Origin of the sequence: Pseudomonas sp. TH32 (genome assembly GCF_016650855.1) — a bacterium.
In the GTDB taxonomy this organism is placed as follows: Bacteria; Pseudomonadota; Gammaproteobacteria; order Pseudomonadales; family Pseudomonadaceae; genus Aquipseudomonas.
Genome location: NZ_JAEKFA010000002.1, coordinates 1,266,672 through 1,289,999 on the forward strand (window position 1 = coordinate 1,266,672; position 23,328 = coordinate 1,289,999).

The 23,328-nt window shown below is 63.3% G+C and carries 25 protein-coding genes and 1 pseudogene; 20 read left to right on the forward strand and 6 right to left on the reverse strand.

The window, feature by feature from the left end; genetic code table 11:
- Positions 1 to 3 precede the first annotated feature (3 nt).
- From JFV30_RS09495 to JFV30_RS09520, 6 genes and pseudogenes are all read left to right on the forward strand, one after another.
- Positions 4 to 711: an energy transducer TonB family protein gene (locus JFV30_RS09495; protein WP_201123278.1), complete on the forward strand. Its 708-nt coding sequence runs from the start codon at positions 4 to 6 to the stop codon at positions 709 to 711.
- Between the two features lie 40 nt (positions 712 to 751).
- Positions 752 to 2,455 carry a putative porin gene (locus tag JFV30_RS09500; protein WP_201123280.1) on the forward strand — a complete coding sequence of 568 codons (1,704 nt, stop codon included), beginning with the start codon at positions 752 to 754 and terminating at the stop codon, positions 2,453 to 2,455.
- A gap of 17 nt (positions 2,456 to 2,472) precedes the next feature.
- Positions 2,473 to 3,099 carry a DNA repair protein gene (locus JFV30_RS09505; RefSeq protein ID WP_201123282.1) on the forward strand — a complete coding sequence of 209 codons (627 nt, stop codon included), beginning with the start codon at positions 2,473 to 2,475 and terminating at the stop codon, positions 3,097 to 3,099.
- 20 nt (positions 3,100 to 3,119) lie between these two features.
- A complete protein-coding gene (locus JFV30_RS09510) occupies positions 3,120 to 3,608 on the forward strand; it encodes a YbjN domain-containing protein (protein WP_177135162.1) in 489 nt (162 codons plus the stop codon).
- On the forward strand, positions 3,605 to 4,540 hold the full coding sequence (locus JFV30_RS09515; protein WP_201123284.1) for a peptidylprolyl isomerase: 936 nt from the start codon (positions 3,605 to 3,607) through the stop codon (positions 4,538 to 4,540). The genes JFV30_RS09510 and JFV30_RS09515 overlap by 4 nt, the downstream gene beginning before the upstream one ends.
- 52 nt (positions 4,541 to 4,592) lie before the next feature.
- Positions 4,593 to 5,569 (forward strand): annotated as a pseudogene (locus tag JFV30_RS09520) (LysR family transcriptional regulator).
- Between the two features lie 823 nt (positions 5,570 to 6,392).
- Here JFV30_RS09520 and JFV30_RS09525 read toward each other — a convergent pair.
- From JFV30_RS09525 to JFV30_RS09535, 3 genes are all read right to left on the reverse strand, one after another.
- Positions 6,393 to 7,226: an alpha/beta fold hydrolase gene (locus JFV30_RS09525; RefSeq protein ID WP_207201857.1), complete on the reverse strand. Its 834-nt coding sequence runs from the start codon at positions 7,224 to 7,226 to the stop codon at positions 6,393 to 6,395.
- Between the two features lie 65 nt (positions 7,227 to 7,291).
- On the reverse strand, positions 7,292 to 8,611 hold the full coding sequence (gene potE, locus JFV30_RS09530) for a putrescine-ornithine antiporter (RefSeq protein WP_201123288.1): 1,320 nt from the start codon (positions 8,609 to 8,611) through the stop codon (positions 7,292 to 7,294).
- 49 nt (positions 8,612 to 8,660) lie between these two features.
- On the reverse strand, positions 8,661 to 9,557 hold the full coding sequence (locus JFV30_RS09535) for an AraC family transcriptional regulator (RefSeq protein ID WP_201123290.1): 897 nt from the start codon (positions 9,555 to 9,557) through the stop codon (positions 8,661 to 8,663).
- 139 nt (positions 9,558 to 9,696) lie between these two features.
- Here JFV30_RS09535 and JFV30_RS09540 point away from each other — a divergent pair, with 139 nt between their 5' ends.
- Positions 9,697 to 10,440: an SDR family NAD(P)-dependent oxidoreductase gene (locus tag JFV30_RS09540; protein ID WP_201123292.1), complete on the forward strand. Its 744-nt coding sequence runs from the start codon at positions 9,697 to 9,699 to the stop codon at positions 10,438 to 10,440.
- A 16-nt stretch (positions 10,441 to 10,456) separates the two neighbouring features.
- Entirely contained in the window at positions 10,457 to 10,861 is a 405-nt protein-coding gene (locus tag JFV30_RS09545; protein ID WP_201123294.1) for a VOC family protein, read from the forward strand.
- A 22-nt stretch (positions 10,862 to 10,883) separates the two neighbouring features.
- Here JFV30_RS09545 and JFV30_RS09550 read toward each other — a convergent pair whose 3' ends face one another.
- Positions 10,884 to 11,315 (reverse strand): hypothetical protein, encoded by a 432-nt coding sequence (locus JFV30_RS09550; protein ID WP_201123296.1) that lies wholly within the window; start codon positions 11,313 to 11,315, stop codon positions 10,884 to 10,886.
- A gap of 148 nt (positions 11,316 to 11,463) precedes the next feature.
- On the opposite strand from JFV30_RS09550, the gene JFV30_RS09555 reads away from it, so the two are divergent.
- The gene (locus tag JFV30_RS09555; RefSeq protein ID WP_201123298.1) at positions 11,464 to 11,856 is read left to right on the forward strand and encodes a RidA family protein; all 393 of its coding nucleotides are present in this window, start codon (positions 11,464 to 11,466) and stop codon (positions 11,854 to 11,856) included.
- On the opposite strand, the gene JFV30_RS09560 is transcribed toward JFV30_RS09555, so the two are convergent.
- Positions 11,857 to 12,753: a LysR family transcriptional regulator gene (locus JFV30_RS09560; RefSeq protein ID WP_201123300.1), complete on the reverse strand. Its 897-nt coding sequence runs from the start codon at positions 12,751 to 12,753 to the stop codon at positions 11,857 to 11,859.
- Between the two features lie 218 nt (positions 12,754 to 12,971).
- Between JFV30_RS09560 and JFV30_RS09565 the strand changes: the two genes are divergently transcribed.
- The 7 genes from JFV30_RS09565 to JFV30_RS09595 are packed head-to-tail and all read left to right on the forward strand — an operon-like array spanning position 12,972 to position 18,610.
- The gene (locus JFV30_RS09565; RefSeq protein WP_201123302.1) at positions 12,972 to 13,832 is read left to right on the forward strand and encodes a transporter substrate-binding domain-containing protein; all 861 of its coding nucleotides are present in this window, start codon (positions 12,972 to 12,974) and stop codon (positions 13,830 to 13,832) included.
- A gap of 10 nt (positions 13,833 to 13,842) precedes the next feature.
- Positions 13,843 to 14,496: an amino acid ABC transporter permease gene (locus tag JFV30_RS09570; protein WP_201123304.1), complete on the forward strand. Its 654-nt coding sequence runs from the start codon at positions 13,843 to 13,845 to the stop codon at positions 14,494 to 14,496.
- Positions 14,493 to 15,152, forward strand: coding sequence for an amino acid ABC transporter permease (locus tag JFV30_RS09575; protein ID WP_201123306.1), 660 nt, complete (start codon positions 14,493 to 14,495; stop codon positions 15,150 to 15,152). The genes JFV30_RS09570 and JFV30_RS09575 overlap by 4 nt, the downstream gene beginning before the upstream one ends.
- Complete coding sequence (locus JFV30_RS09580; protein WP_201123308.1) at positions 15,149 to 15,946, forward strand: amino acid ABC transporter ATP-binding protein; 798 nt, start codon at positions 15,149 to 15,151, stop codon at positions 15,944 to 15,946. Before JFV30_RS09575 ends, JFV30_RS09580 begins: the two co-directional genes overlap by 4 nt.
- Complete coding sequence (locus JFV30_RS09585) at positions 15,939 to 17,129, forward strand: oxamate carbamoyltransferase subunit AllG family protein (protein WP_201123310.1); 1,191 nt, start codon at positions 15,939 to 15,941, stop codon at positions 17,127 to 17,129. Before JFV30_RS09580 ends, JFV30_RS09585 begins: the two co-directional genes overlap by 8 nt.
- Before the next feature lie 23 nt (positions 17,130 to 17,152).
- Positions 17,153 to 17,575, forward strand: a complete 423-nt coding sequence (locus JFV30_RS09590; protein WP_201123312.1) for a RidA family protein — start codon at positions 17,153 to 17,155, stop codon at positions 17,573 to 17,575.
- Positions 17,576 to 17,599: 24 nt separating this feature from the next.
- Positions 17,600 to 18,610 (forward strand): ABC transporter substrate-binding protein, encoded by a 1,011-nt coding sequence (locus JFV30_RS09595; RefSeq protein WP_201123314.1) that lies wholly within the window; start codon positions 17,600 to 17,602, stop codon positions 18,608 to 18,610.
- A 74-nt stretch (positions 18,611 to 18,684) separates the two neighbouring features.
- Here the strand turns inward: JFV30_RS09595 and JFV30_RS09600 are convergent, their stop codons facing one another.
- On the reverse strand, positions 18,685 to 19,584 hold the full coding sequence (locus JFV30_RS09600; RefSeq protein WP_169388026.1) for a LysR substrate-binding domain-containing protein: 900 nt from the start codon (positions 19,582 to 19,584) through the stop codon (positions 18,685 to 18,687).
- A gap of 172 nt (positions 19,585 to 19,756) precedes the next feature.
- On the opposite strand from JFV30_RS09600, the gene JFV30_RS09605 reads away from it, so the two are divergent.
- The 4 genes from JFV30_RS09605 to JFV30_RS09620 are packed head-to-tail and all read left to right on the forward strand — an operon-like array spanning position 19,757 to position 23,265.
- Positions 19,757 to 20,704 carry a branched-chain amino acid ABC transporter permease gene (locus JFV30_RS09605; protein ID WP_201123317.1) on the forward strand — a complete coding sequence of 316 codons (948 nt, stop codon included), beginning with the start codon at positions 19,757 to 19,759 and terminating at the stop codon, positions 20,702 to 20,704.
- On the forward strand, positions 20,701 to 21,786 hold the full coding sequence (locus JFV30_RS09610) for an ABC transporter permease subunit (protein ID WP_201123319.1): 1,086 nt from the start codon (positions 20,701 to 20,703) through the stop codon (positions 21,784 to 21,786). The genes JFV30_RS09605 and JFV30_RS09610 overlap by 4 nt, the downstream gene beginning before the upstream one ends.
- The gene (locus tag JFV30_RS09615) at positions 21,783 to 22,556 is read left to right on the forward strand and encodes an ABC transporter ATP-binding protein (protein ID WP_201123321.1); all 774 of its coding nucleotides are present in this window, start codon (positions 21,783 to 21,785) and stop codon (positions 22,554 to 22,556) included. Before JFV30_RS09610 ends, JFV30_RS09615 begins: the two co-directional genes overlap by 4 nt.
- Complete coding sequence (locus tag JFV30_RS09620; RefSeq protein WP_010173381.1) at positions 22,549 to 23,265, forward strand: ABC transporter ATP-binding protein; 717 nt, start codon at positions 22,549 to 22,551, stop codon at positions 23,263 to 23,265. Before JFV30_RS09615 ends, JFV30_RS09620 begins: the two co-directional genes overlap by 8 nt.
- Positions 23,266 to 23,328 lie beyond the last annotated feature (63 nt).

A 23,328-nucleotide genomic window follows, 5' to 3' on the forward strand; every position in this document is an offset into this window, starting at 1 on the left:
CCCATGACCGCACAGATGCCGATCACGCCGACACCGGTAAAAACCAGGCCGCCGCTGCGTCCATTGAAGTGGGGCGTTGGCCTGCTGCTGGGCGCCGTGGCCGCCTGGTTTCTCTGGCAGTGGGCCAATGACATGAGTGGCGTGCGCCGGGAAGCGCCCAAGGTGCCGACGATTATCCCGTTGCCGCCACCACCGCCACCGCCGCCGGAAAAACCCAAGGAGCCCGAGCCCGACGTGCAGGAAAAAATCCCGGAGCCGGAACCCACACCGACCCCGGACGAGGTCAAGCCCGAGGAAGAAGCACCGCCTTCACCGGCGGACGACCTGGCCAACCCGATGCAGATCGACGGCGACGCGCAGTCGGGTACCGACGGTTTCAACATCGGCGCCGGCAAGGGCGGCGGCATGGCCGGTTCCGGTGGCGGCGGCCTGGGCACCGGCACGTTCAAGCAGTACCTGGCCGGTGTATTCCAGCGCCTGCTGCGGGAAGACCCGGAGCTGCGCAAGAAGGCCTACACGCTGCAGGCCGACCTGTGGCTGAGCGCCGATGGCGAGGTGACCCGCGTGGAGCTGGCCAAGTCCAGCGGCGACGCCGAGACCGACGCCCAGGTGCTGGCCGCCTTGCGTGCCACGCCACGCCTGAAGGAACGCACACCCGCGTCGTTGACCCTGCCGGTACGCCTGTCCCTCAAGGGCCGGCGCCCGGATTGATCGAACCCTTTTTGCAGTTTTCTACAGGAGTTGTGTGCAGATGATTTCCCACGTGAATCGATTGACCCTGGCGGTCGGCATGGTCGTTGCGACCCTGGTCGGCCAGGCGACGGCAGCCACTGCCGCACCTTCGGAAAACGCCACGGTCAACCTGATCCGCCTGCTGGTGCAGCAAGGTGTGCTCAAGCAGGAACAGGCCGACGGGTTGATCGCCCAGGCCGAGAAAGAAGCCCAGCAAGCCCGCCAGGCCAACGCGGCCACTGCGGTGGCGGCGACCGGCCCGGCAGCCGCCCCTGGCGATGTGCGGGTGCAGTACGTGCCGGCAGCGGTGCGCGATCAGATTCGCGACCAGGTCAAGGCCGAGGTCATGGCCACCGCCAAGCAGGAAAACTGGGCCCAGCCCAACACCTTTCCGGACTGGGTCTCGCGCATCAGCTTCGACGGCGACATTCGCCTGCGGGATGAGTCGCGCTACTTCTCGGGCAACAACAGCAATGAAATCGTCGATTACGCCAAGCTCAACCAGAGCGGGCCCTACGACGTCAACAAGAACACCAACACCCAATTGCCGCCGTTGCTCAACACCCGCGAGGACCGCGAAAACCTGTTCCGCCTGCGCGCGCGCCTGGGCATGAAGGCCGTGATCTCGCCCGACTGGACCGCCGGCATTCGCCTGGGCACCGGCAACGACAACAACCCGGTGTCCACCACCCAGACGCTGGGCGGCGGCTTTGGCAAGAAAGACATCTGGCTCGACCAGGGCTACCTCACCTGGAAAACCACCGACTACATGACCCTGACGGCGGGCCGCTTCGCCAACCCGTTCTATTCCACCGACATGATGTATTCCGGCGACCTCAACTTCGACGGCGTGGCGGCGATCTTCAGCCACAGGCTCAACAGCGACTGGGGCCTGTTCGGCACCCTCGGCGCATTCCCGGTGGAGTACAGCCCCGACACGGCCACCACCAACGGTTTCGACAAGGACGAGAGCGAAAACAAATGGATGTTCGGCGGGCAGATCGGCGCCGACTGGAAGATCAACCGCAGCAACAGCCTGAAAGGCTCGATGGCCTACTACCACTTTGGCGACATCCAGGGCGAACGCTCCAGCCCTTGCTCGCCGTGGTCGGGCCAGCCGGCCTGTGACACCGACGGCACACGCCTGGCATTTATGCAAAAGGGCAACAGCGTGTTCCTGCTGCGTGACATCGCCCCCAACCCGGCAACGCCCGGCCTGACCCCGCAACCGCAATTCGTCGGCCTGGCCTCCAAGTTCAACGTGCTGGACCTCAACCTGGCGTGGGACAGCGAGCTGCCGGAAGACCTCAAGCTGCGCAGCCAGACCAACTTCATCCACAACCTGGCCTACGACAAGGGCGAGATGCTCAAGCGCAGCGAAGGCCAGATCGTCAACAACATCAACAGCGATGGCCAGTTTGAAAGTGGCGGCAACGCGTTGCTGGTGCAGTTCACCCTCGGCAGTGCGCTGGAGATGCGCAGGAAGGGCGACTGGAACGTGCTGGCGGGCTACAAGTACATCCAGCCGGACGCCTTGCCGGACGGCTTCAACGACTCCTCGTTCCACCTCGGCGGCACCAACGCCAAGGGCTATTTCATCGGCGCCAATTACGGCCTCGACAAGAATATCTATGCCAGCGCCCGTTGGCTCAGTGCCTCCGAAGTGTATGGCGCGCCGTTTGAAGTGGATGTCATGCAACTGGAACTCAACACGCGCTTCTGATGCGCCGGAGAAAGCTCATGAACACGCGAATTTGCGGCCTGCTGTTGCTGCTGGTTACCACCGGCGCTTCGGCTGAAGGCATGGAAGAGCGCCTGCGCACTCAACTGCGTAGCACCACCCAGCAGTTGCAGGCGCTGCAAAGCGAGCAGGCCCAGGCCAGTGCCGCGCGCATCGCTGCCGAAACCCAGGCCAAACAGGCCCAGGCGCAGATCAAGCAACTGACCGCCGAGCTGGAAAAGAACCGTGGCGTGGCCGAGCAACTGGTGGGCCAGCAACAGAACCTGCACAGCCAGGCCCAGGCCCAGGTGGCGGCCAGCAACGAGCAAGTCGGCAAGTTCAAGAAGGCCTACGAAGACCTGCTGGTGATCGCCCGTGGCAAAGAGACCGAACGCGCACGTTTGCAGGCGCAACTCACGGAACGTGACACACAAGTGCAGCAATGTTCAGTCAAGAATCAACAGATGTACGGCGTGGCCCAGCAGTTGCTGACGGCCTACGAAAAAATCGACGTGGCCGACGTGATGAGCATCCGCCAACCGTTCGCCAGCAGCACCCGGGTCAAGTTCGAGGAACTCGCCCAGGGTTTTGGTGATGGTCTATACCTTAATCGGTTCGATGCTCCACAGACCGTCACTAATCATTGATCAACAAGGAAGAGACCACTATGAGCGACGTACAACTGATCACCAGCGTTACCCCGCAGGCCTTGACCGAGCTGCTGCAGGAAGCCGGCTACCGGGTCAACCAGACCGAGCAGAACGGCATCGTGCAATTGCTCAGCGCCAGCCAGGGCATCGGCTTTGCCGTGCGCTTCGGCAACCCGGCGGTGGAGCAGGGCAGCTATGTGGATTTCACCTACAGCTGCGCGCTGCGGGTGCAGGGCGAATTGCCGGACGGCCTGGCGCAAGTGTGGAACGCCTCCCGCCGCTTTGCGCGGCTGTCGTTGCAGGGTGAATTCCTGCTGATGGAGATGGATGTGGTGGCGGCCGGCGTGGGTGCCCCGTACCTGCGCAACCAGCTGGAATTGTGGGACCGCCTGCTGCAGGAATTTATCGTCTACCTGCGAGAATACAGCCAGCAAGCGGCCCAGCTTCAGGCCCAGGCCGAAGCCGCGCCGGCTGTCGACGCGCGCGAAGAGGCGCCTGCCCTGTGAAGAAACCAACCCTTGTGGTCGGCGCCGGCGCCCTGGTGGTGCTGGCGGTCGCGGTGGGGTTGAGCCTGCGACCGGGCAGTGACCCGGTCGCAGCCCAGCAGCCGGCGCCAGTGGCCGTGAAGGACGGGCCGGCAGTGGCTCGCCTGGGCAACCAGCAAATCGACCTGCTTGAACTCAAGACGGTGCTGGCGGCGCTGCCGGTGGAAACCCGCGAGCAATTGCGCGGCAACCGTGGCGCCCTGGAAACCTGGCTGCGTTCGCGCCTGGCGCAAAAGGCCGTGCTTGAACAGGCCGACGCCCAGGGCTGGCGCCAGCGCCCGGAAGTAGAGCAGCAGACCCGTGCCGCCACCGAGCAGATCGTGTTTCGCGACTACATGCTGTCGGTCAGCCAGGTACCGGCCGACTACCCCAGCGCGGCCGAGTTGCAGCAAGCTTATGACAACGGCAAGGCGCAGTGGGTGACGCCGCCGTTGTACCGGGTGAGCCAGATCTTCCTCGCCGCCAGCGACCCGCAAACCCTCGACACCGTACGCCGCCAGGCGCAGGAATTGAGCCGCCGGGCCCAGGCTGCGCCGGGTGAGTTTGCGGCGTTGGCCAGCCAATACTCCCAGGACTCCGACAGCGCCAAACGCGGTGGTGATTCCGGGATGCAACCGTTGCAGCAACTGGTGCCCGAGATGCGTGGCGTGGTGGCGCGGCTCAAGACCGGCGCGGTGTCGGAGCCGGTGCAGAGTGCGGCGGGGTTCCACGTGCTCAAACTCACCGGGCAACAACCGGCGCGCACCGCGACGCTGGATGAATTGCGTGAGCGCCTGACCGAGGCCCTGCGTGCCCAGCGTCAGGAGCAAATTGCCAAGGCCTACCTCGAAGGCATGCTTAACACCGCCACCTTGAGTATCGATGGCGCCGAGTTGAACAAGGTGCTGGAGTAAAAAACGTCTCACCGCATTGGATGCACAGTACCCACAAGACAGGGAGTCTCCCATGGTATTTCTTGACCCGGTTGTACCCCACGGCACCATGCCTTACCGCGGGCTGACGGAGTCCCGCGAGGCCTGGCTGGCGCTGGCCGCCACCATCGAGCCCGAGGTGGCGCAGTACTTCCTGATCAGCGCACGCTGTGGCTGTTTCATGCAGGCCGCCCGCAGCCTCAACATCAAGGCCACGCAATTGCGCAAGCGCCTGGCTCAACTGGAAGAGCAACTGCGCCGCTCGCTGTTCAGCTACCAGGGCAATGTCCTGGCCCTCAGTCGTGAAGGGCAGCAGTTACAGGCGCAACTGATTGCCCTGGCCCATGAACGACGCCTGCCGGTGCTGGAGCAACCGCTGATTCGGCTGGCGGTGGCCGAGTCGATCCTGCATGACATTTTGGGACGCGACCTGATTGCCCTGTTGCGGCGCAACGCGAGTGTGCGGCTGGAGATCATTTCCATCGACAGCGATTTGGCGTTGCAGGCCCTGGAGGCCGATGTGGTGGTGTGGTTGTCGGGGATGGAGTCGCCGGGGCCCGGGCCGAGCTTTGCCATCGGTGCGCCGCAGGTGTTGGCGCGGCTGGATTATTCGCCGCACATTGCCAAGCGTTATTCACGGTTGGCGGTGCGGCCGGACAGTATCGAGGACCTGGCGGATTACATGCTGGTGCAGTGGCAGCCGGATCGGCAGGTGGAGGCGTTGCGGCCCTGGAACAGCCTGGTGGAGCAGCGGTTGGCGGGGGTGGTGCAGGTGCAGGCCTATCCGTTGATGCTGGAGATGATTCGGTGCAGTGCGTGTATTGGGTTGTTGCCGCGGTATATGGGGTGTTTTGATCGCGGGTTGACGGCGTTGGACGGGGTGTTTTTGGAGGGGATGCAGCGGCAGGTCTGGATGGGGGTGAATGCTGAGGTGCGGCATCCGCAGGAGGTGGGGTGGGTGGTGGAGATGATTCGGAATACGTTTCGGGAGAGGGGGAGTGGTTTGATTGATTGGGGGCATATCCATTTTTTGGTAACGGCCACCTATGGTTTCGCTCTTACAGCGACTCACTTTGGAAAAGCCCCAAAGTAAGCAAAGGGCTCTGCCCCGCCTGTCGGCACCTCGCTGTGGCTCGGTGTTCCCTCACTCCGGCATTGCTCCGCGGGCCGCCGCGACGGGGCGTCCCTGCCCCGTCGCGGCTAAACCGGCGTCCTGCCGGTTTACCCGCTCCTCAATCCCTGCGTTCGGCCTCGGGCTGAATGGGGCAGTCAGAGCCAGATCAAAATCAAAAGCAAGAGCACAGCGGCCTACAGGCCGGCTTGAGTGGTAGAAGCCAGATCAAAAGCCAAAGCAGAGCCGCTTTTCTGTAGGAGCCGGCTTGCCGGCGAAAAACCTGAGGTCGCCGCGTTGAATCAGGATGCCCGCGTCATCGTTAACGACTATCGCCGGCAAGCCAGCTCCTACAGGGGATCGTGCTCGCTTTAGATTTTGATTTTGCTTTTGCTTCACACCACTCAAGCCGGCCTGTAGGCCGCTGTGCTGTTGATCTGCTTTTGATCTTGATCTTAGGCGCCCCGTTAAACCACGCTGGCCGAACGCAGGCTTTGGAGCGTGGGTAACCCGGCAGGACGCCGGGTTAGCCGCGCTGGGCCAAGGATGGCCCATCGCGGCGGCCCACGGTCCAAAGCCGGAGTGAGGGCACACCGAGCCTGAGCGAGGTGCCGAGTGGTGGGGCAAGAGCCTTTTGGTTACTTTTGGGCTCCTTTCAAAAGTGACCCGCTGTAAGAGCGGAACCAATAGAGGCCATCACCGAAAAAATGGATATGCCCCCAATCACCGCACCCGCCCCAAAAACCCCTCAATCAACCCATTCACCTCCTCGGGATTCTCCAGCGCTGCGAGATGCGCAGTCCGCGCCATCACCACAAACTCCGCCCCGGGAATCACCTGTGCCATGGCACGGGTTTCCACCACGGCAAACGTGCGATCCTCTTCACCCGCCACCACCAGTACCGGCGCACGAATCGCCGCCAGCAAGGCCCTCTGATCCGGCCGCTTGGGCACCACACTGTCCACCGCCCAAGCGATCGAATCGACATCGCACACAGCCAATGCCTGATGAATCCGGGCGATCGCCTCAGGCCGTTCCCGCTCGGTAGTCGGCCCCACAAACGCACGGGTCGCCGTCCCCACCATGCCCAACCTGAACCCACCCAACAGCCGAATCACCAGCGCCAGCAGCGGAAACTCCAGCCGATGCCGCAACCCCGCCGGCGAGGCCGTACAGTTCATCAACACCGCCGCCTCGACCCGCGTCGGATGCATGGCCGCAAACGTCCCGCCAATCATCCCGCCCCAGGAATTCCCCACGAAGGTACAGCGCTCAATCCCCAACCCATCCAACACCTCACTCACACACTGCGCACACTCGGCAAAGGTAAACCCGCGGCTCAGCGCCTCACTGTCACCATGCCCCGGCGGGTTGATCAGCACCACCCGATAGCGCGGGCTGAAATGTCGCGCCTGGGCCATCCACATGCGCGCATCCATCAACAGGCTGGACCAGAACACCATCGCCGGGCCCTCGCCGACACTGCGCACGCGCAAGCGGCCGAGGCAGGTGGGAATGTCCTGCACCTGAAGATCGTGATATTCAAGCAGCGCCATGACGGCCTCGCGCACAAGGGAGATGAACGCCTTAGCCTATACCTGCCAGGCTGCAGGCGGCGTTATCAGCCCATATCAGCCGCGGTGATAAATCGACGGGCCAGAAACCCATACAGCAGATAACCAAACGCAAGCACCAGCGTCGCGCCAAACACGGCCTCTTCACCGCAGGCATAAATCGCATAAAGCGAGTACCCCACGGCGATCAGCAGCACCGTGGTGTTGCGCGCGTAAACCGCCGCTGTCACCCGCGCCTTGTGCATCATCACCAGCAACCCGGTGAGTGCCGTGACGTAGGGGATCAGATTGGTCACCACCGCCAGGTTCACCAGCTTGCTGAACTGGGCGCTGGCAGTGGGCGAGATGGTCGACAAGGCAATCAGGCTCTGCAACGCCGCACAGGCAACCATTCCCACTACCGGCGCATGGGCGCGGGTGACCCGGCTGAAGAAGCGCGGAAACAGGCGTTGGTCTGCCGACATCTTGGCCGTTTGCGCCAGGGTGAATTGCCAGCCCAGCAGCGAACCGATGCATGCCACCACCGCCAGGGCCATGATGATGTCGCCCACCAGCGGCGTGAAGATCTGCGCGTACACCAGGGCAAACGGCGCTGAAGACTCGGCCAGTTCGGCGTTGGGCACGATGCCCTGGATCACGCTGGTGGACAGCACATACACCAGCGCCGCACCGAGGGTGCCCAACAGGCAGGCGAGCGGCACGGTGCGCTTGGGGTCTTCCACGGCGTCATAGCCCTGGGCGGCGGACTCCATGCCAAGGAACGCCCAGAGCGTCAGCGGGATGCTCGCGCCAATGGCGTCCCACAGTTGCAGTTGGTTGGGGTTCCAGGCGTCGCTGAACACCTCGGCCTTGAAATAGAACCAGCCGATCACACTCAGCCCCGCCACGGGAATGATCACGCCCCACACCGTGATCACACCGATCCGGCCAGTCAGGCGCGGGCCGCCGAAGTTGGCCACGGTGGTCAGCCAGATCAGCCCCAGGGTGCCGATAAACAACGGGATCGGCCCGCTGCCCAGCCACGGGATAAAGGACGACAGGTAGCCCACCGCCGAAATTGCAATCGCCACATTGGCGATGATCAGCGACAGGAAGTACAGAAACGAACAGAGGAAGAACCCCGACTTGCCGTGGGCCTCTTCGGTGTAGGCCGACATGCCGCCCGTGCGTGTACAGAAGAGGCCGCATTGGGCGAAGCAATACGCGATCGCCATCGAGCCCACGGCGGTGATCACCCACGACAGCAACGAAATCGCGCCCAATTGCGCCATGCTGGAAGGCAGCATGATGATGCCCGAGCCCATCATATTGATCGCCACCAGGGTGGTCAGGCCCATCAGGCTCATCTTCTTGCTTGGCTCGGCCATCGGCAACTCCTTGTCTTGGGGCGTGCGATGGCAGGCTAGCACGTTGTGCTCACTTCGCCTTCGGGGTCCGGCTTTCTCCCAGGATCCGCGCCGCATCCCGTGCCGGTGGCAGGCCGAATACCCGGGCGTAATCGCGGCTGAACTGGGTCGGGCTTTCATAGCCGACTTCAAAGGCGGCGCTGGTGACGTTTTTGGCGCTGGCCACCATCAGGGTGCGGGCCTGCAGCAAGCGCACGCGCTTCTGGTACTGCAACGGGCTCAGGTTGGTGACGGCCTTGAAGTGCCGGTGAAAGGCCGACACGCTCATCGCGGCTTTCTGCGCCAGGGCTTCCACCCGGATCGGTTCGGCGAAGTCCCGGCGGATCCACTGGATGGCCTGGCTTACTCGGGCCATGGCCGTGTCGGGCGCTGCTATTTCCCGCAGCATCCAGCCGTGGGGCCCTTGCAGCACGCGATAGAGAATCTCGCGTTCGTACACCGGCGCGAGGGCCGTTATGGCCTCAGGGTTGCCCATCAGCCGCAGCAGGCGCAGCCAGGCATCCATCAGTTCAGGGGTCACGGCGGCCACTGAAAACCCCGCCTCCCGGTCGTAGCGTCCGGCAGGTTTGGGCAAGTCGCCGAGCAGCGTCGCAAGTACCGTCGGGTCCAGTGTCAGGCTGACCGCCAGGTACGGTTCACCGGAGGCCGCCGGGTGGACAGTGCCCACGGCGGGCAGCTCGATGGACATCACAAAATACGTCGCCGGGTCGTAGCGCAGTGTGCGATCACCCACGGTCATGGATTTGCTGCCCTGCAGGATCAGGTTGATCATCGGCTCATACACCGCGGCCAGCATGTGCTCGGGAATCGCCCCCTGAACCATGGCCACGCGCGGGATACCCGTTTCAGTGCGGCGGTTTTCGGCCTTGGCGGCCAGGGTGCGCAGTTCGATCAGTTGTGTGTTCATGCCGGGCATGCTGAGCGTCCGGGTGTGACTTGTGCAAGCGAAAAGCAGAAACAGGCAGGTTTCGAGTACGAACAGCTGCGTCGGCGCAGGCGCACACGCCTACTGTGGTCACTTCTTTGAACAAGCAATGGAGTCCCACATGGGCGTTATCCTCATCACCGGCGGCAGCCGTGGCATTGGTGCCAGCACTGCAGAGTTGTGTGCCCGTAAAGGCATGGGTGTGATCCTGACCTACAACAGTCATCCAGACGCCGCCCAGGCGGTGGTGCAGCGGATCGAGTCGGCGGGCGGCCAGGCGGTTGCGCTGCCACTGGATGTGGCTGACGTCCGCTCGTTTGAGGGGTTTGGCGAGACGGTAAAACGGACGTTATCGGCAACCTGGGGCGTGGGCGGTTTGAGTGGCCTGGTGAATAACGCAGGTTTCGGCCTATTCAATCCCCTGGCCTCGGTCACCGAGGCGCAGTTCGACGGGCTGTTGAATGTGCACCTCAAAGGCCCGTTCTTCCTGACGCAAGCCTTGCTGCCGTTGCTGCAAGCCCATGCCTGCATCGTCAACCTGACCAGCGCGACCACCCGCGTGGCCACCGCCGGCGTAGCGCCTTACGCGGCCTTCAAGGGCGCACTGGATGTGCTCACCCGCTACATGGCCAAGGAGTTCGGCGAGCTTCAGATCCGTGCGAACGCCGTGTCTCCGGGCGCCATTCGCACCGAGCTGGGCGGCGGGCTCAATGATGAGTTCGAAGCGCTGCTGGCTTCACAAACCGCCCTCGGCCGAGTGGGCGAACCTGAGGATGTGGCACGTGTGATCGCCCTGTTGCTCTCGGAAGAAGGCCGCTGGATCAATGCCCAGACGATCGAGGTCGCGGGCGGTTACATCATCTGAAAAGCGAGGCTGAACCATGCTGGATCATCTGTTTTTGTCGGTCAGCGACCTACAACGCTCGATTGATTTCTACCGCGCCGCACTGACACCGCTGGGCATCACCACGCGCCATGACTACGACGGCAAGGACGGCCCGCCGGGCCATCCGGACCTCAAGGGTTTTGGCGCCAACGGGCGGATATTCTTCTGGCTGCGCGAGGGCGTGGTTGAGGGCAGGGCGGTGCATGTGGGTTTCGTCGCCAGTAGCCGCGCCGAGGTTGATGCGGCCTACCAGGCGGCGATGAATGCCGGCGCCGTCGACAACGGCGCCCCGGGCGCGCGTTTGCACTACGACCCCAACTACTACGCCGCCAATGTGCTGGACCCGGACGGCTACAGCCTGGAATTCGTCTACAAGAACTGGCAGCACGCCCAGTCGTAGCAGCTGTCGGAGAGGGTGGCGATCAGCCCGCGGCCTGCGGCTGCATCCGCCACTCACCGTCCACATCCTTGACCAACCCACTGGCCACAAACAGCGGCGCCAGGCGTTTGTGCAACTGCGGCTCGACAAACTCTTTCACCGTGTCCAGGGCCAGCGCGCCGCTCAGCGGCAGCTCGGCCTTGGTGTAGGACAGCCAGGCCTTTTTCAGCATCAACAGCACGTCGCTGCCGGCGGTGGAGGCGAAGCGGCGGTGGACTTTCCTGCCGTCGAAATCGAAGGTGTGCTGGAACTCGTAACCCGCCTCGTTGCCTTCGCTGGCGACGCAGCGGATGCAGGTGCAGGGGCCATCGCCGAAAGCGCTGCGCAGGTAGGTGTTGAAGTCCACCACGGGCTTGAGTGACAGGCGCTTGTCCACCTCGAACAGGTCGCCGGTCATTTTTTCGTCAGTGTTCAAGGTCCATTTCCTCGCAGCGGTTTTTTCAAGGGCGGCACGATACCAGCCGAAGGGCATGGGCGGGTAGTTTTTGGTCGCTTCAGTGGGGACGTCCATTCGCCAATGCCCTTGTTAGAGTTTCCTTAAATCACCCTCGGAGGAAACCGGCATGAGCAGCACACCCACGATCTACAACCACGGCGTTTCATGGGAAGAGGGCAACAGCGTCAGCCAGGGCTACCGCGTCAACGGCACGATCTATATTGCCGGGCAGTTTTCTCACACCCTCGACGGCGAGTTCGTCGACGGTGATGCGGCCGTCCAGACACGCCAGGCCCTGGAGAATCTTGATCACGTGTTGGCAGGCTTTGGCGTCAGCCGGTCGAACATTGCGGCGGTGGATTTCTTCCTGGTGCACGCCAAGCGCGACTTTGAGGCGGTGGTCAAGGTGTGGAAGGAATACATCGGCGACCATCGCCCGGCGGCGACCCTGGTCGGCGTGAATTACCTGGCGTCGGACGCGCAGATCGTCGAGATCAAGGTGATTGCCCACGCCCACTGATCAGCCCGCCAGTTCATCCACCATCAGGTCGATAAAGCGCCGTACCCGGGGCTCCAGGAAGCGTTTGCTCGGGTACATCGCCAGAATCTCCACGTCTCCCGCGTCCAGGTTGGGCAACACGGTCACCAGGCGCCCGGCGGCCAGGTCCTCGGCCACCAAGAAATCCGGCAGCAAGGCGATGCCCAGCCCGGACACGGCGGCGTCACGCAGCGCTTCGCCGCTGTCCAGGCGCAGGCGGCTGCGCCCGTAAGCCTTGACCCAGGTACCGTCCGCCTCGCGAAAACGCCAGCTTTGTTTGCGCGTGCGGCTGCTGAAGTACAGGCAGTCGTGGTGGGCGAGGGCGTCCATGTCCCGGGGCATGCCGTGCTCGGCGAGGTAGCCCGGCGCGGCGCAGAGCAGCGCCTGATAACGGGCGACCACGCGGGAAACCAGCTGGCGGTCGGTGTTCGCGCTGCCGATGCGGATGGCCAGGTCGAAGCCGTCCTCGACGATATCAGCGGTGCGGTCGCTGAAGCTGACTTCCGCCTGCACCTCGGGCCACGCCTGCAGGTACTTTTTCAACAATGGCAGCAGCACCTTGCGCCCGAAGGCGTCCGGCACGGTGAGCCGCAGCAACCCGCGTGGCACGCCGGTGGGCTGGCCGATACGGCTTTGGGCGTTGTCCACCGCCGCGAGGATCTCCAGCCCCTGGTCATACAACGCGCGGCCCTCATCGGTGAGGCTCAAGGTGCGGGTGGTGCGGTTCAGCAGGCGCACGCCCAGGCTGTCTTCCAGGCGCGCCACGGCTTTGCCGGCGGCCGAGCGCGTCAGGCCCATCGCCTGGCCGCCGGCGACGAAGCTGGCGCCATCGACCACCGCCATGAAAATCAGCATCTCGTTGAGGTTGGTGCGCAGCATGCACAGAGCTCCGGACACAGGGAAAGGGGCAGGGCGGGCAATATAACAGTGCGGCTACTGGAAGGCGTGGCGCATCCGGCTACATCCCGGCAGGCGCGTCTTTGATCAGCTTTTTTCGAATATCAATAGATCCCGATATTCTTTTCCGGACTTAGAAATCACCGCTACGCTCGCTGCCATTCCCCAACATGGCAGCACCCTCCACAGGTCGACCCCTCATGACAGTGTTCTCTTTCGCTCACGCAGGCCGCAAGCCTGGTCATGGACGTTCCTTGCGCATGGCTTTGGCGCTCACCACTCTTCTGGCCCCGTTGCTGACGCACGCGGCGACCCTGGATGAGGTCAAGCAACGCGGTTACCTGTCGGTGGCCACTGAAGATGAATTCCGCCCTTTCGAGTTCGTCGACGACGGCAAGCCCAGCGGTTTCGATAACGAGCTGGTACAGAAGCTCAAGGCTGCCGGCCCGCTGGATGTGCGCCAGCAAATCATGCCGTTCACCGGGCTTCTGGCGGGTGTGGTCAGTGGCAAGTACGACGCGGCCATTACCGGTTTGCTGATCACCCGTGAGCGCCAGCAGTCGCTGGATTTCACCACGCCGATTGCCGAGGCCACGGTGTTTTACCTCAAGCGCCAGGGCGATGACCGGATCAAAAGCGTGGCCGATCTCAACGGCCTGACCCTGGGTATTCAGGCGGGCAGTGCGATGTATCAGCGCTTGCCGGAGCTTGAGAAGTTGCTGGCTGCCAGCGGCGGCAAACTCGGCAAGATCGTCCAGTACACCTCCTACCCCGAGGCCTATCAGGACCTGGCGCTTGGCCGCACCGATTACGTGGTCAATAACATCGTCGGGCTGAACGCCCTGCTCAAGGAAAAACCGGGTGTGTTTGAACTGGGCCAGGCAGTGTCGAGCAAGACGTATGTCGCCTGGGGCGTGGCCAAGGGTAACCAAAGCGTGCTGGATTACCTGAACAACTTCCTCGCCCAGGAACGCAAGAGCGGCGATATCGCGCAACTCCAGCAAAAATGGTTTGGCACGGTATTCCCCGAGCCACCGGCGCATTTCGTCTCCGAATATTGATTGAACCCACATGAACTTCACTCAATGGGGCCTCGAACCGGGCCCCTTGTTGCTGGGCGCGCTGGTGACGCTTGGGTTGACGGCAATCTCGATTGCCCTGGGCCAGGTGGTCGGCCTTGGGCTGGCATTGTTGCGGCGCCAGCAGTGGCCGTTGCTGGGCCCGCTGTTGGCGGCGTACATCAGCGTGATCCGCGCTACGCCATTGCTGACCCTGGCCCTGGCGGTGTTCTTTATCACGCCTGCGTTGGGGTATGACATCTCGGCGCCGGCGGCAGCCATCCTGGCCATGACTATCAACACCTCGGCGTTCAATTGCGAAATCTGGCGCGGTGGTTTTGCGCAATTTCCCCGGGATCAGCTCGATGCGGCGAAGGCGGGCGGCATGGGGGCGACGTTGCGGCTGCGGCGCATCGTGCTGCCTCAGGTCGGCCGCCAGGTGTTGCCGTTACTGGTGAATGAAATGACCATCCTGATCAAGAACAGCCCGGCCGTGGCGGTGATCGGCATTGTGGAGCTGACCCGCACCGCTGTGCGTATCGGCGCAAATACCTATCGGCCCTTGCCGCCGCTGATCGCGGCACTGGTGCTGTACATCCTGATTATCTGGCTGGTGGTGGCGGCGCAGCGTTATCTCGAACGTCACTACAAGGCGCGCCTCGCATGATCGCCCATGAACTGGCAGTGGCCTGGGAGCATATCGGTGACCTGCTTGATGGCGCCGCGCTGACGGTGGTGTTGTCGGTGGCGGCGGGCGTCTCGTCATTGCTGCTGGGCTGCGGCCTGACCCTGGTGCTGATGAGTCGCCAGCGCCGCCTGGCATCGGTGCTGCGCGGCTTTATCGAGCTGATGCGCTGCACGCCGTTCCTTTTACTGGCCTACCTGGTGTACTACGGCCTGCCGTCCTTCGGGCTGCGCCTGAGCAATATCCAGTCCGGGTTGCTGGCGTTGCTGCTGTACCACGGCGCGTATGTCGCGGAGATCCTGCGAGCCGGTTGGCTGGCGCGGCCCCGTGAGGAAATCGAGGCCGGCTTGGCGTTCGGGTTCCGCGGTGTGTTGCTGGCGCGGCGGCTGATCCTGCCGAACCTGTGGACCAGCTGCGCGCCGGCCCTGGGCAACCAGATGATCCAGGTGGTCAAGGACACCTCGTTCCTGACCATCATCGCGGTGCCCGAGCTGACCTCGGCGGCCAACAGTCTGCAATCGAACTATTACATTCCCTTCGCCGCGTTGTTCTCGGCGGTGTTTTTCTACTGGCTGATTTGCGTTGTCATCGAGCTTGGCGTGTCGATGCTGCGGCGCAAGGCGGAGCGTTTCCAATGACTTCCCTGAGTAGCCCGACCCCGGTTGCCCTGCAGGTGGCAGGGCTGAACAAAAGCTTCGCCGGGCGCCCGGTGTTGCATGGCGTTGACCTGCACGTGGCAGTGGGTGAGACCGTGTGTTTGCTCGGCCCTTCGGGTGCCGGTAAATCGACCCTGTTGCGCTGCCTGAACTGGCTGGAAGTGCCCGACAGCGGCAGCATCCACATCGCGGGGCAGCGCATCGGTTTGAATGCCGACGGCAGCAAAATGTCGGAGCGCAGCATCGCCACTATCCGCACGCAAACCGGCATGGTGTTCCAGAACTTCGCCTTGTGGCCGCACTTGACGGTGTTGCAAAACATCATGGAAGCCCCGCTGCATGTGCAGCGCCGGCCCAAACTCGAAGTGCAGGCCGAAGCCCTGGAATTGCTGGCGAAGGTCGGTTTGAGCGACAAGGCGGACGTGTACCCGGCGACCTTGTCCGGCGGGCAAAAACAACGGGTGGGCATTGCCCGGGCGCTGGCCAGCCGCCCTCAACTGCTGTTGTTCGACGAGCCCACCAGCGCCCTCGACCCGGAGCGCGTCAGCGAGGTGCTGTCGATCATGCAATCCCTCGCCCAGGCGGGCATGACCATGGTCGTGGTCACTCACGAGATGGAGTTCGCCCGGCGCAGCGCCGACCGCATTGTGTTCATGGACCATGGGCGGATCGTCGAGACGGCTAGCCCGGCGGCGTTTTTCAGCGCCCCGCAAACCCGTCGGGCCCAGGAATTTCTTTCCCATCGCCACCCGGAGGCGGTCGCCCAACATGTCTGAAGGTCATCCCAATACGCTGGCGGTGGAGCGCATTCTCGCCACCGAGCCGATGCTGGTCGGTGCGCAAACGGCGTCTTCGGCTCTCGGGCTTGAGGCCGGGCACTTGGGGCATGCCGGCCCTCCGTTCGCTCATGCCGGCGAGATCCCGGGCGTGGTGCTCAACGCCCTGGCGGGGGCGGCCTTGCACGAAGGCTGGGCGGGCGATCTTGACGGTGCCCGACGGCTGATTCTCGATGGCGAAATCACCCTGCACGCCAACCATGACCTCGGCACCGTTTCACCCATGGCAGGTGTGGTACGCCCCGGGCAGTTGCTGATGCGCATCGAGAACCGTGCGGGCAATGAAGTGGTGCACGCTACGCTCGCTGAATCCGGACGCCGGGCGCTGCGCTTCGGCTGTTACGACGGATCGATCGCCGAGCAGCTCGACTACCTGGACCGGGTGATCGGCCCGAGCATCGTCAAGGCACTGCCCGCCGCCGGTGTGCCGCTATTGCCGCTGATTGCCCAAGGCGTGGCGTTGGGGGATGACACCCACCAGCGCAATGTCGGCGGGATGTACGCGTTTACGCGGCAGTTGCCGGCCCTTGAAACCGAGGTACGCCAGTGGCTGCTGGGCAACCCGCAGCACTTTCTGAACTACGCCATGGCCGCCGCCAAGCTGGCTTTGGACCGCGCCAGTGGTGTGAAAGGCTCGTCGATCATCACCGCGATTGCGCGCAACGGCGTGCACTGCGGCGTGCGGATTGCCGGGGCAGGGCAGCGCTGGTTTACCCACGCGGCCACTGCGCCACAGGGCTACTTTTTCCCACCTCACCTGCCCAGCGATGGCCAGGCAGACCTGGGTGACAGCGCCATCGTTGAAGCCTACGGCCTGGGCGGCACGGTCGCGCATGCGGCGCCTGAGCTGGCGCAACTGATGGTTCAGGATTGGTCGCAGGCCAGGGCTGCCGGGCGGCGCATGCGTGAATTGTTTGTGGCGCAGCACCCGTTGATTGCCCCGGCCCTTGCGGGTGCCCGTGGGGTTGGCGCGGGGCTGGATGCTCGCGCGGTGGTGGCAGCTGGCGAGCCGGTCCGGATTCACACCGGCATTGCCCACCGCGATGGTGTGACCGGCTGGGTCGGCATCGGCGTAGCCCTGGCGCCGGTGGAATGTTTCCAGAAGGCGCTCGCAGCGCTCTAATTTTCTGTTCGAGGATTTTCCCGATGTCCCAAGACACCGTGCATCACTTTGTGCCGAATGCCAGCCCGCCGCCGCCTTCGGCCATGTATTCCCATGCGGTCCAGGCCGATGGCTGGCTGTACGTCACCGGGCAACTGCCCACCGACCCGGATGCGCCCACCGCCGAGCTGCGCGAGGGCATCGAGGCTCAGGCCCGACTGTGCTTCGAGAACCTGCGGCGCATCGTCGACCACGCCGGTTACAGCCTGGATGACACGCTGTTCGTGCGCATCTACCTGAGCGACTACGACAACGATTTCGCCGCGTTCAATAGCGTGTACGTGCAGCACTTCAACAACCCGAAAAAGCTTCCGTCACGCACCACCGTCGGCGTTACCCGCTTGGGTCGCCAGGCATTGGTGGAGATAGACCTGGTGTGTTTCAACCCCCGGCACAAGACGCTTTAACCCCATCCACAAGGAGGTATCTTCATGCGCATTCGTCCCTCGTTCACCGTGCTCGCCGCATCTCTGGCGGCCGCCACTGCACTGCTCAGCCCAGGCGCCCAGGCCGAAGGCAAGATCAGCATTGCCCAGCAATTCGGCATCGGCTACTTGATCCTCGACGTGGTTCGCGACCAGCACCTGATCGAGAAACACGGCAAGGAGCAGGGCCTGGACATCAAGGTGGAGTGGAACAGCATTTCCGGCGCCACCGCGATGAACGAGTCGTTGCTGGCCGGTGCGCTGGACGTGGTGTCGGCGGGTGTGCCGCCCATGCTCACGCTGTGGGACCGCACCAAGGGCAAGCAGAACGTCAAGGCCATCGCCTCGCTGGGGTCGATGCCCAACTATTTGCTGACCAATAACCCGGACGTGAAGACCCTCAAGGACTTCAGCGAAAAAGACCGCATCGCCGTACCGGCCGCAGGTGTGGGTTTCCAGTCGCGCACCTTGCAGATTGAAACCGCCAAGCAATTCGGAAACGACAACTACAAGAAGTTCGATGACATCTCCATCAGCCTGGCTCACCCGGACGCCACTGCGGCGCTGATTGCCGGCGGTTCGGAGATCAACGCGCACTTTTCCAGCCCGCCGTTCCAGTACCAGGAGCTGTTGAATCCCAAGGTGCACAAGGTGCTGAGTTCCTACGACATTCTCGGTGGCCCGGCCACGTTCAACGTGCTGTACACCACCGAGAAATTCCACGACGAAAACCCCAGGACCTACAAGGCGTTCTATGACGCGTTGGCCGAGGCCGAGAAAATCATCAAGGCCGACAAGCCGGCAGCGGCCCAGGCTTATATTCGTGTAGAGCAGTCGAAGCTACCGCTGGCGCTGGTGGAGAAGATCGTCCAGGACCCGGAAATCGACTTCACCATCGTGCCCCAGCGTACGTACATCTATGCCGAGAAACTGCAGGAGTTGGGCGTGCTGAAAAACAAGGCGGGGAGCTGGAAGGATTACTTCTTTGAAGAGGCGCATGGCGGTGACGGGAGCTGACACCGTTTCGAATTGAAATGAGTACAAAATGTGGGAGCAGGCAAGCCCGCTCCCACATTGGATCTGCGGTGTTTTCAAGTCCCCGCAAGACTGGTTTTGATCCAGTCATACAAGTGATTCCCCTCACTCGACAACTCGCTGTTGGCCCGCCGGCACAGGTAGTACTGGCGGCCATCGTCGACCTGTAGATCAAACAGTTTCACCAATTCCCCGTTCGCCACATGCGGCGCCACCAGTGGCTCGCGCAGCAGTGAGCAGCCCAGCCCGGTCAGCGTCGCCGTCAGCGCCAACTGACCATCCTCCAGCAGCAAACCATTCAGCGCCGTGCCGTGATGCACGTCGGCAGCCTGGAACCATTGGCTCCAGGTGCCGCGCTCTTCGTCGTGCAGCAACGGCAACTCGCTCAGGGCCTCGGGTGTGTCGATCGGGCCGTGTTGCTCCAGGAATGCCCGGCTGCAATAGGGCGTTACCGCCCCGGAGATCAACGGCTCGCTGTGATACCCCGGCCAGTGCCCGGTGCCAAAGCGGATCGACAGGTCGGCCGCGTCGCTGGGGTAGCTGCGGTGGTTGGCGTAGGTGACGTTGATGTCCAGCGCCGGATGGTCCTTGAGGAACTGCGCCAGGCGCGGGATGAACAGGTTGATGCCGAACAGCGGGATCAGGCTGATGGTGACCTGGCGCGTGGCGCTTTTTTCCCGCACGTGTTCGGTGGCGCTGCGCAGCACGGCGAAGGCCGAGCGAATCGCGCGGTAGTACTCGCGGCCTTCTTCGGTGAGCACCAGGTTGCGGCCCTGGCGCAAGGTCAGCGGTTGCTGCAGGAAGCTTTCCAGCAGGTGCAGTTGATGGCTGACGGCGGAGGGCGACACATCCAGCTCGCGGGCGGCGGAATTTACCCCGCCGTGGCGGGCAAACGCTTCGAAGGTGCGCACGGCACGCAGCGGCGGGTCATTGGCTAACTGTTCTAAATTATTCATGTGTTGAATTAAATACTAAGTGAGATGGCAAATAAAGAGCCATAAGTGCCGTATTTATGGCGGTTATAGCGCTTTATGCGTTTGGCATAAACATATGAATTTCTGATATTTGATAAAAATAGAATAGATGCTTAGTGTGCCGCCCTCGTAAGTAGTGAGGTCGATGGTGTTCATGGATGCGTTTATCCAGCAACTGCTCAATGGCTTGATGACGGGCAGTCTCTACGCGCTAGTGGCCTTGGGTTACACCATGGTCTACGGCATTTTGCGGATCATCAACTTCGCCCATGGCGACGTGTTGATGATTGGCGCCCTGGTGGGCCTCTCGGTGATTCGCCTGTTGCAGGCGACATGGCCGGCAATGCCGCCGGTGCTGGTGCTGCTGGTGGCCACCGTGATCGCCATGGCGTTCTGCGCGGCACTCGCGGTGCTGATTGAGCGGGTCGCTTATCGACGCCTGCGCAATGCGCCGCGCCTGGCACCCTTGATCAGCGGCATCGGGGTGTCGTTGTTGCTGCAAACCGTCGCGATGCTGGTGTGGACACGCAACCCGCAGATGTTCCCGCAACTGCTGCCACTGGAGCCGATTGAAGTGCTCGCCGGCGCTTCGGCCCATCCGGCGATCACCAACGCCACCGCCCTGACCACCATTGCCGTCGCGCTGTCGGTGATGGTCGCGCTGCTGGTGCTGGTGGAACGCACCCGCTTTGGCCGGGCCATGCGCGCCGTGGCCGAGAACCCGCAAGTGGCGAGCCTGATGGGCATCAACCCGAATCGCATCATCGTGCTGACCTTCGCCATCGGCGGCGCCCTGGCGGCACTGGCCGGGATCATGATGGCGAGCAACTACGGCAGTGCGCATTTCTACATGGGCTTCCTGCCGGGCATCAAAGCCTTTACCGCGGCGGTGCTGGGCGGCATCGGCAACCTCAAGGGCGCGATGCTGGGCGGCCTGCTGCTGGGGCTGATCGAAGCCCTGGGCACCGGTTACCTGGGCGCGGCCACTAACGGTGTGTTCGGCAGCAATTACCAGGATGTGTTTGCCTTTATCGTGTTGATCGCGGTGCTGGTGTTTCGTCCTTCGGGGCTGTTGGGCGAACGACTGGCGACCCGCGCATGACTTTCTTGAACGCTTCCAGCCAGCGCGCCAGTCTCGGCCTTGTGCTGTTTGCCGTGGCGCTGGTGTTGGCGCCGTGGATTGTCGGGCACGCCGGTGGCAATACCTGGGTGCGCACCCTCGACTTTGCCTTGCTGTACATCATGCTGGCCCTGGGCCTGAACATTGTCGTGGGCTACGCCGGCTTGCTGGACATGGGCTTTATCGCGTTCTACGCGGTGGGCGCCTACCTCGCGGCGTTGCTGTCTTCACCGCACCTGCTGCAGCAATTCCCGGCGCTGATGGCGCTGCTGCCGGCGGGCATGCACACCTCGATCTGGTTGATTTTGCCGTTGGCCGCGCTGCTGGCGGCAGGCTTTGGGGTGTTGCTGGGCGCGCCGACCTTGCGCCTGCGCGGGGACTACCTGGCCATCGTCACCCTGGGCTTCGGCGAAATCATCCGCATCCTGCTGCGCAATCTCGATCGCCCGGTAAACATCACCAACGGCCCCAAAGGCATTGCCCAGGTCGATCCGGTCAACCTGCTGGGGATCAACCTCGGGCGCACCCAGGAGCTGTTCGGCCTGCGCCTGCCTTCGGTCTATCTGTATTACTACCTGTTCGCCGCGCTGGTGGTGCTGATCCTGTTTGCCTGCATCCGCCTGGAGCGTTCGCGCATCGGCCGGGCCTGGGTGGCGATCCGTGAGGACGAAGAAGCGGCCCGGGCGATGGGCGTCAACACCTTGCGTCTGAAGCTGCTGGCGTTTGCCATCGGTGCCGGGTTTGGCGGGGTGAGCGGGGCGTTGTTCGCTTCGTTCCAGGGCTTTGTCTCGCCGGAGTCCTTCACCCTCAACGAGTCCATTGCCGTATTGGCGATGGTGGTGCTCGGCGGCATGGGCCATATCCCGGGGGTGATTCTCGGCTGCGTATTGCTGGCCGCGTTGCCGGAGGCACTGCGCGCAAGCATGGGCCCGTTGCAGCAGGCGCTGTTTGGCCAGGTGCTGGTGGACCCGGAAATCATTCGTCAGTTGTTTTACGGGCTCGCGCTGATCCTGGCGATGCTCTATCGCCCGGCAGGCCTGTGGCCAAAAGGAGTGGCGCGATGAACCAGCCGTTGTTGCAGATCGACCAGGTGAACAAGCACTTCGGCGGCGTGGCGGCGCTCACCGACGTGAGCCTGAGTATCCAACCCGGGGAAATCTATGGATTGATCGGCCCGAATGGCGCCGGTAAAACCACCTTCTTTAACGTGATGACCGGCCTCTACACCCCGGATTCCGGGCGCTTCCAGCTCGACGGCCAGGACTACAAACCGGCCAGCGTGCACCAGGTGGCCCAGGCCGGCATTGCCCGGACCTTCCAGAATATCCGCCTGTTCAACGCCATGAGTGCCCTGGAAAACGTCATGGTCGGCCGCCATGTGCGCACCCGCAATGGCTTATGGGCCGCCTTGAGTCGCCATCGCCGGGCGCAGGAAGAGGAAGCGCAAACCCGCGCCCATGCCCATCGCCTGCTGGCGTATGTGGGGCTGGCGGGGTTCGCCAATTACCGCGCCGACAGCCTGTCTTACGGCCATCAACGCCGCCTGGAAATCGCCCGCGCCCTGGCCACCGAACCACGCTTGCTCGCCCTCGACGAGCCCGCAGCCGGGATGAACGCCAGCGAGAAAGTGCAGTTGCGCGGCCTGCTGGAAAAGATCCGCGATGACGGCCACACGCTGTTGCTGATCGAGCACGACGTAAAGCTGGTGATGGGCGTTTGCGACCGCATCAGCGTGCTCGATTACGGGCAAGTGATCGCCGTGGGCGCGCCCGCTGAGGTGCGCCGCGACCCGGCCGTGATCCAGGCCTATCTGGGAGCCAGCGCCCATGTCTGAACCGCTATTGAAAGTCGACGGCTTGCAGGTGCGCTACGGCGCCATCGAAGCGGTCAAGTCCCTGGATTTGCACATCGGTGAAGGCGAGCGCGTGACCTTGATCGGCGCCAACGGTGCCGGCAAGACCTCCAGCCTCAAGGCCTTGACCGGATTGCTGCCGGCCGCGGCGGGGCAGATCCGCTTTGCCGGGCGCTCGATCCTCGGCCAGGCGCCGGACCAACTGCTGCGCCAGGGCATTGCGATGGTGCCGGAAGGGCGCGGCATTTTTGCGCGCATGAGCGTGCTGGAAAACCTCCAGGCCGGGGCCTTTTTGCGCCGCGACACCGAACAGGTCAACCGCGAGATCCGCCAGTTGTTCGAGCACTTCCCGCGCCTTGAAGAGCGCCTGCAACAGTCCGCCGGCCTGCTGTCCGGTGGCGAGCAACAAATGCTCGCCCTGGCCCGGGCACTGCTGTCCAAACCGCGCTTGCTGGTGCTGGACGAACCGTCCATGGGCCTGGCGCCGATCATGGTGGAGAAGATCTTCCAGGTGATCGACGACGTGTGCCGCCAGGGCATGACCCTGCTGCTGGTGGAGCAGAACGCCCGGCTCGCGCTGCAGGTCACCGACCGCGCCTATGTGATGGACACCGGGCGCATCAGCCTCAGCGGCCCGTCCCATGAATTGCTCGACCACCCCGAGGTGCGCAGTGCCTACCTCGGTGAATGAATTAACCCTGACGCTACCGGACGCCCGGCGTGTTCCGACCCGCCCGTAAACAAGCAGGAACTA

Coding starts and splice junctions, on each gene's coding strand:
- JFV30_RS09565 (WP_201123302.1), top strand. CDS start 12,972: ATGACAGTGTTCTCTTTCGCTCACGCAGGCCGCAAGCCTGGTCATGGA.
- JFV30_RS09540 (WP_201123292.1), top strand. CDS start 9,697: ATGGGCGTTATCCTCATCACCGGCGGCAGCCGTGGCATTGGTGCCAGC.
- JFV30_RS09600 (WP_169388026.1), bottom strand. CDS start 19,584: ATGAATAATTTAGAACAGTTAGCCAATGACCCGCCGCTGCGTGCCGTG.
- JFV30_RS09575 (WP_201123306.1), top strand. CDS start 14,493: ATGATCGCCCATGAACTGGCAGTGGCCTGGGAGCATATCGGTGACCTG.
- JFV30_RS09570 (WP_201123304.1), top strand. CDS start 13,843: ATGAACTTCACTCAATGGGGCCTCGAACCGGGCCCCTTGTTGCTGGGC.
- JFV30_RS09620 (WP_010173381.1), top strand. CDS start 22,549: ATGTCTGAACCGCTATTGAAAGTCGACGGCTTGCAGGTGCGCTACGGC.
- JFV30_RS09510 (WP_177135162.1), top strand. CDS start 3,120: ATGAGCGACGTACAACTGATCACCAGCGTTACCCCGCAGGCCTTGACC.
- JFV30_RS09535 (WP_201123290.1), bottom strand. CDS start 9,557: ATGAACACACAACTGATCGAACTGCGCACCCTGGCCGCCAAGGCCGAA.
- JFV30_RS09615 (WP_201123321.1), top strand. CDS start 21,783: ATGAACCAGCCGTTGTTGCAGATCGACCAGGTGAACAAGCACTTCGGC.
- JFV30_RS09495 (WP_201123278.1), top strand. CDS start 4: ATGACCGCACAGATGCCGATCACGCCGACACCGGTAAAAACCAGGCCG.
- JFV30_RS09560 (WP_201123300.1), bottom strand. CDS start 12,753: ATGCTGCGCACCAACCTCAACGAGATGCTGATTTTCATGGCGGTGGTC.
- JFV30_RS09585 (WP_201123310.1), top strand. CDS start 15,939: ATGTCTGAAGGTCATCCCAATACGCTGGCGGTGGAGCGCATTCTCGCC.
- JFV30_RS09595 (WP_201123314.1), top strand. CDS start 17,600: ATGCGCATTCGTCCCTCGTTCACCGTGCTCGCCGCATCTCTGGCGGCC.
- JFV30_RS09590 (WP_201123312.1), top strand. CDS start 17,153: ATGTCCCAAGACACCGTGCATCACTTTGTGCCGAATGCCAGCCCGCCG.
- JFV30_RS09555 (WP_201123298.1), top strand. CDS start 11,464: ATGAGCAGCACACCCACGATCTACAACCACGGCGTTTCATGGGAAGAG.
- JFV30_RS09610 (WP_201123319.1), top strand. CDS start 20,701: ATGACTTTCTTGAACGCTTCCAGCCAGCGCGCCAGTCTCGGCCTTGTG.
- JFV30_RS09580 (WP_201123308.1), top strand. CDS start 15,149: ATGACTTCCCTGAGTAGCCCGACCCCGGTTGCCCTGCAGGTGGCAGGG.
- JFV30_RS09525 (WP_207201857.1), bottom strand. CDS start 7,226: ATGGCGCTGCTTGAATATCACGATCTTCAGGTGCAGGACATTCCCACC.
- JFV30_RS09505 (WP_201123282.1), top strand. CDS start 2,473: ATGAACACGCGAATTTGCGGCCTGCTGTTGCTGCTGGTTACCACCGGC.
- potE (WP_201123288.1), bottom strand. CDS start 8,611: ATGGCCGAGCCAAGCAAGAAGATGAGCCTGATGGGCCTGACCACCCTG.
- JFV30_RS09545 (WP_201123294.1), top strand. CDS start 10,457: ATGCTGGATCATCTGTTTTTGTCGGTCAGCGACCTACAACGCTCGATT.
- JFV30_RS09500 (WP_201123280.1), top strand. CDS start 752: ATGATTTCCCACGTGAATCGATTGACCCTGGCGGTCGGCATGGTCGTT.
- JFV30_RS09605 (WP_201123317.1), top strand. CDS start 19,757: ATGGATGCGTTTATCCAGCAACTGCTCAATGGCTTGATGACGGGCAGT.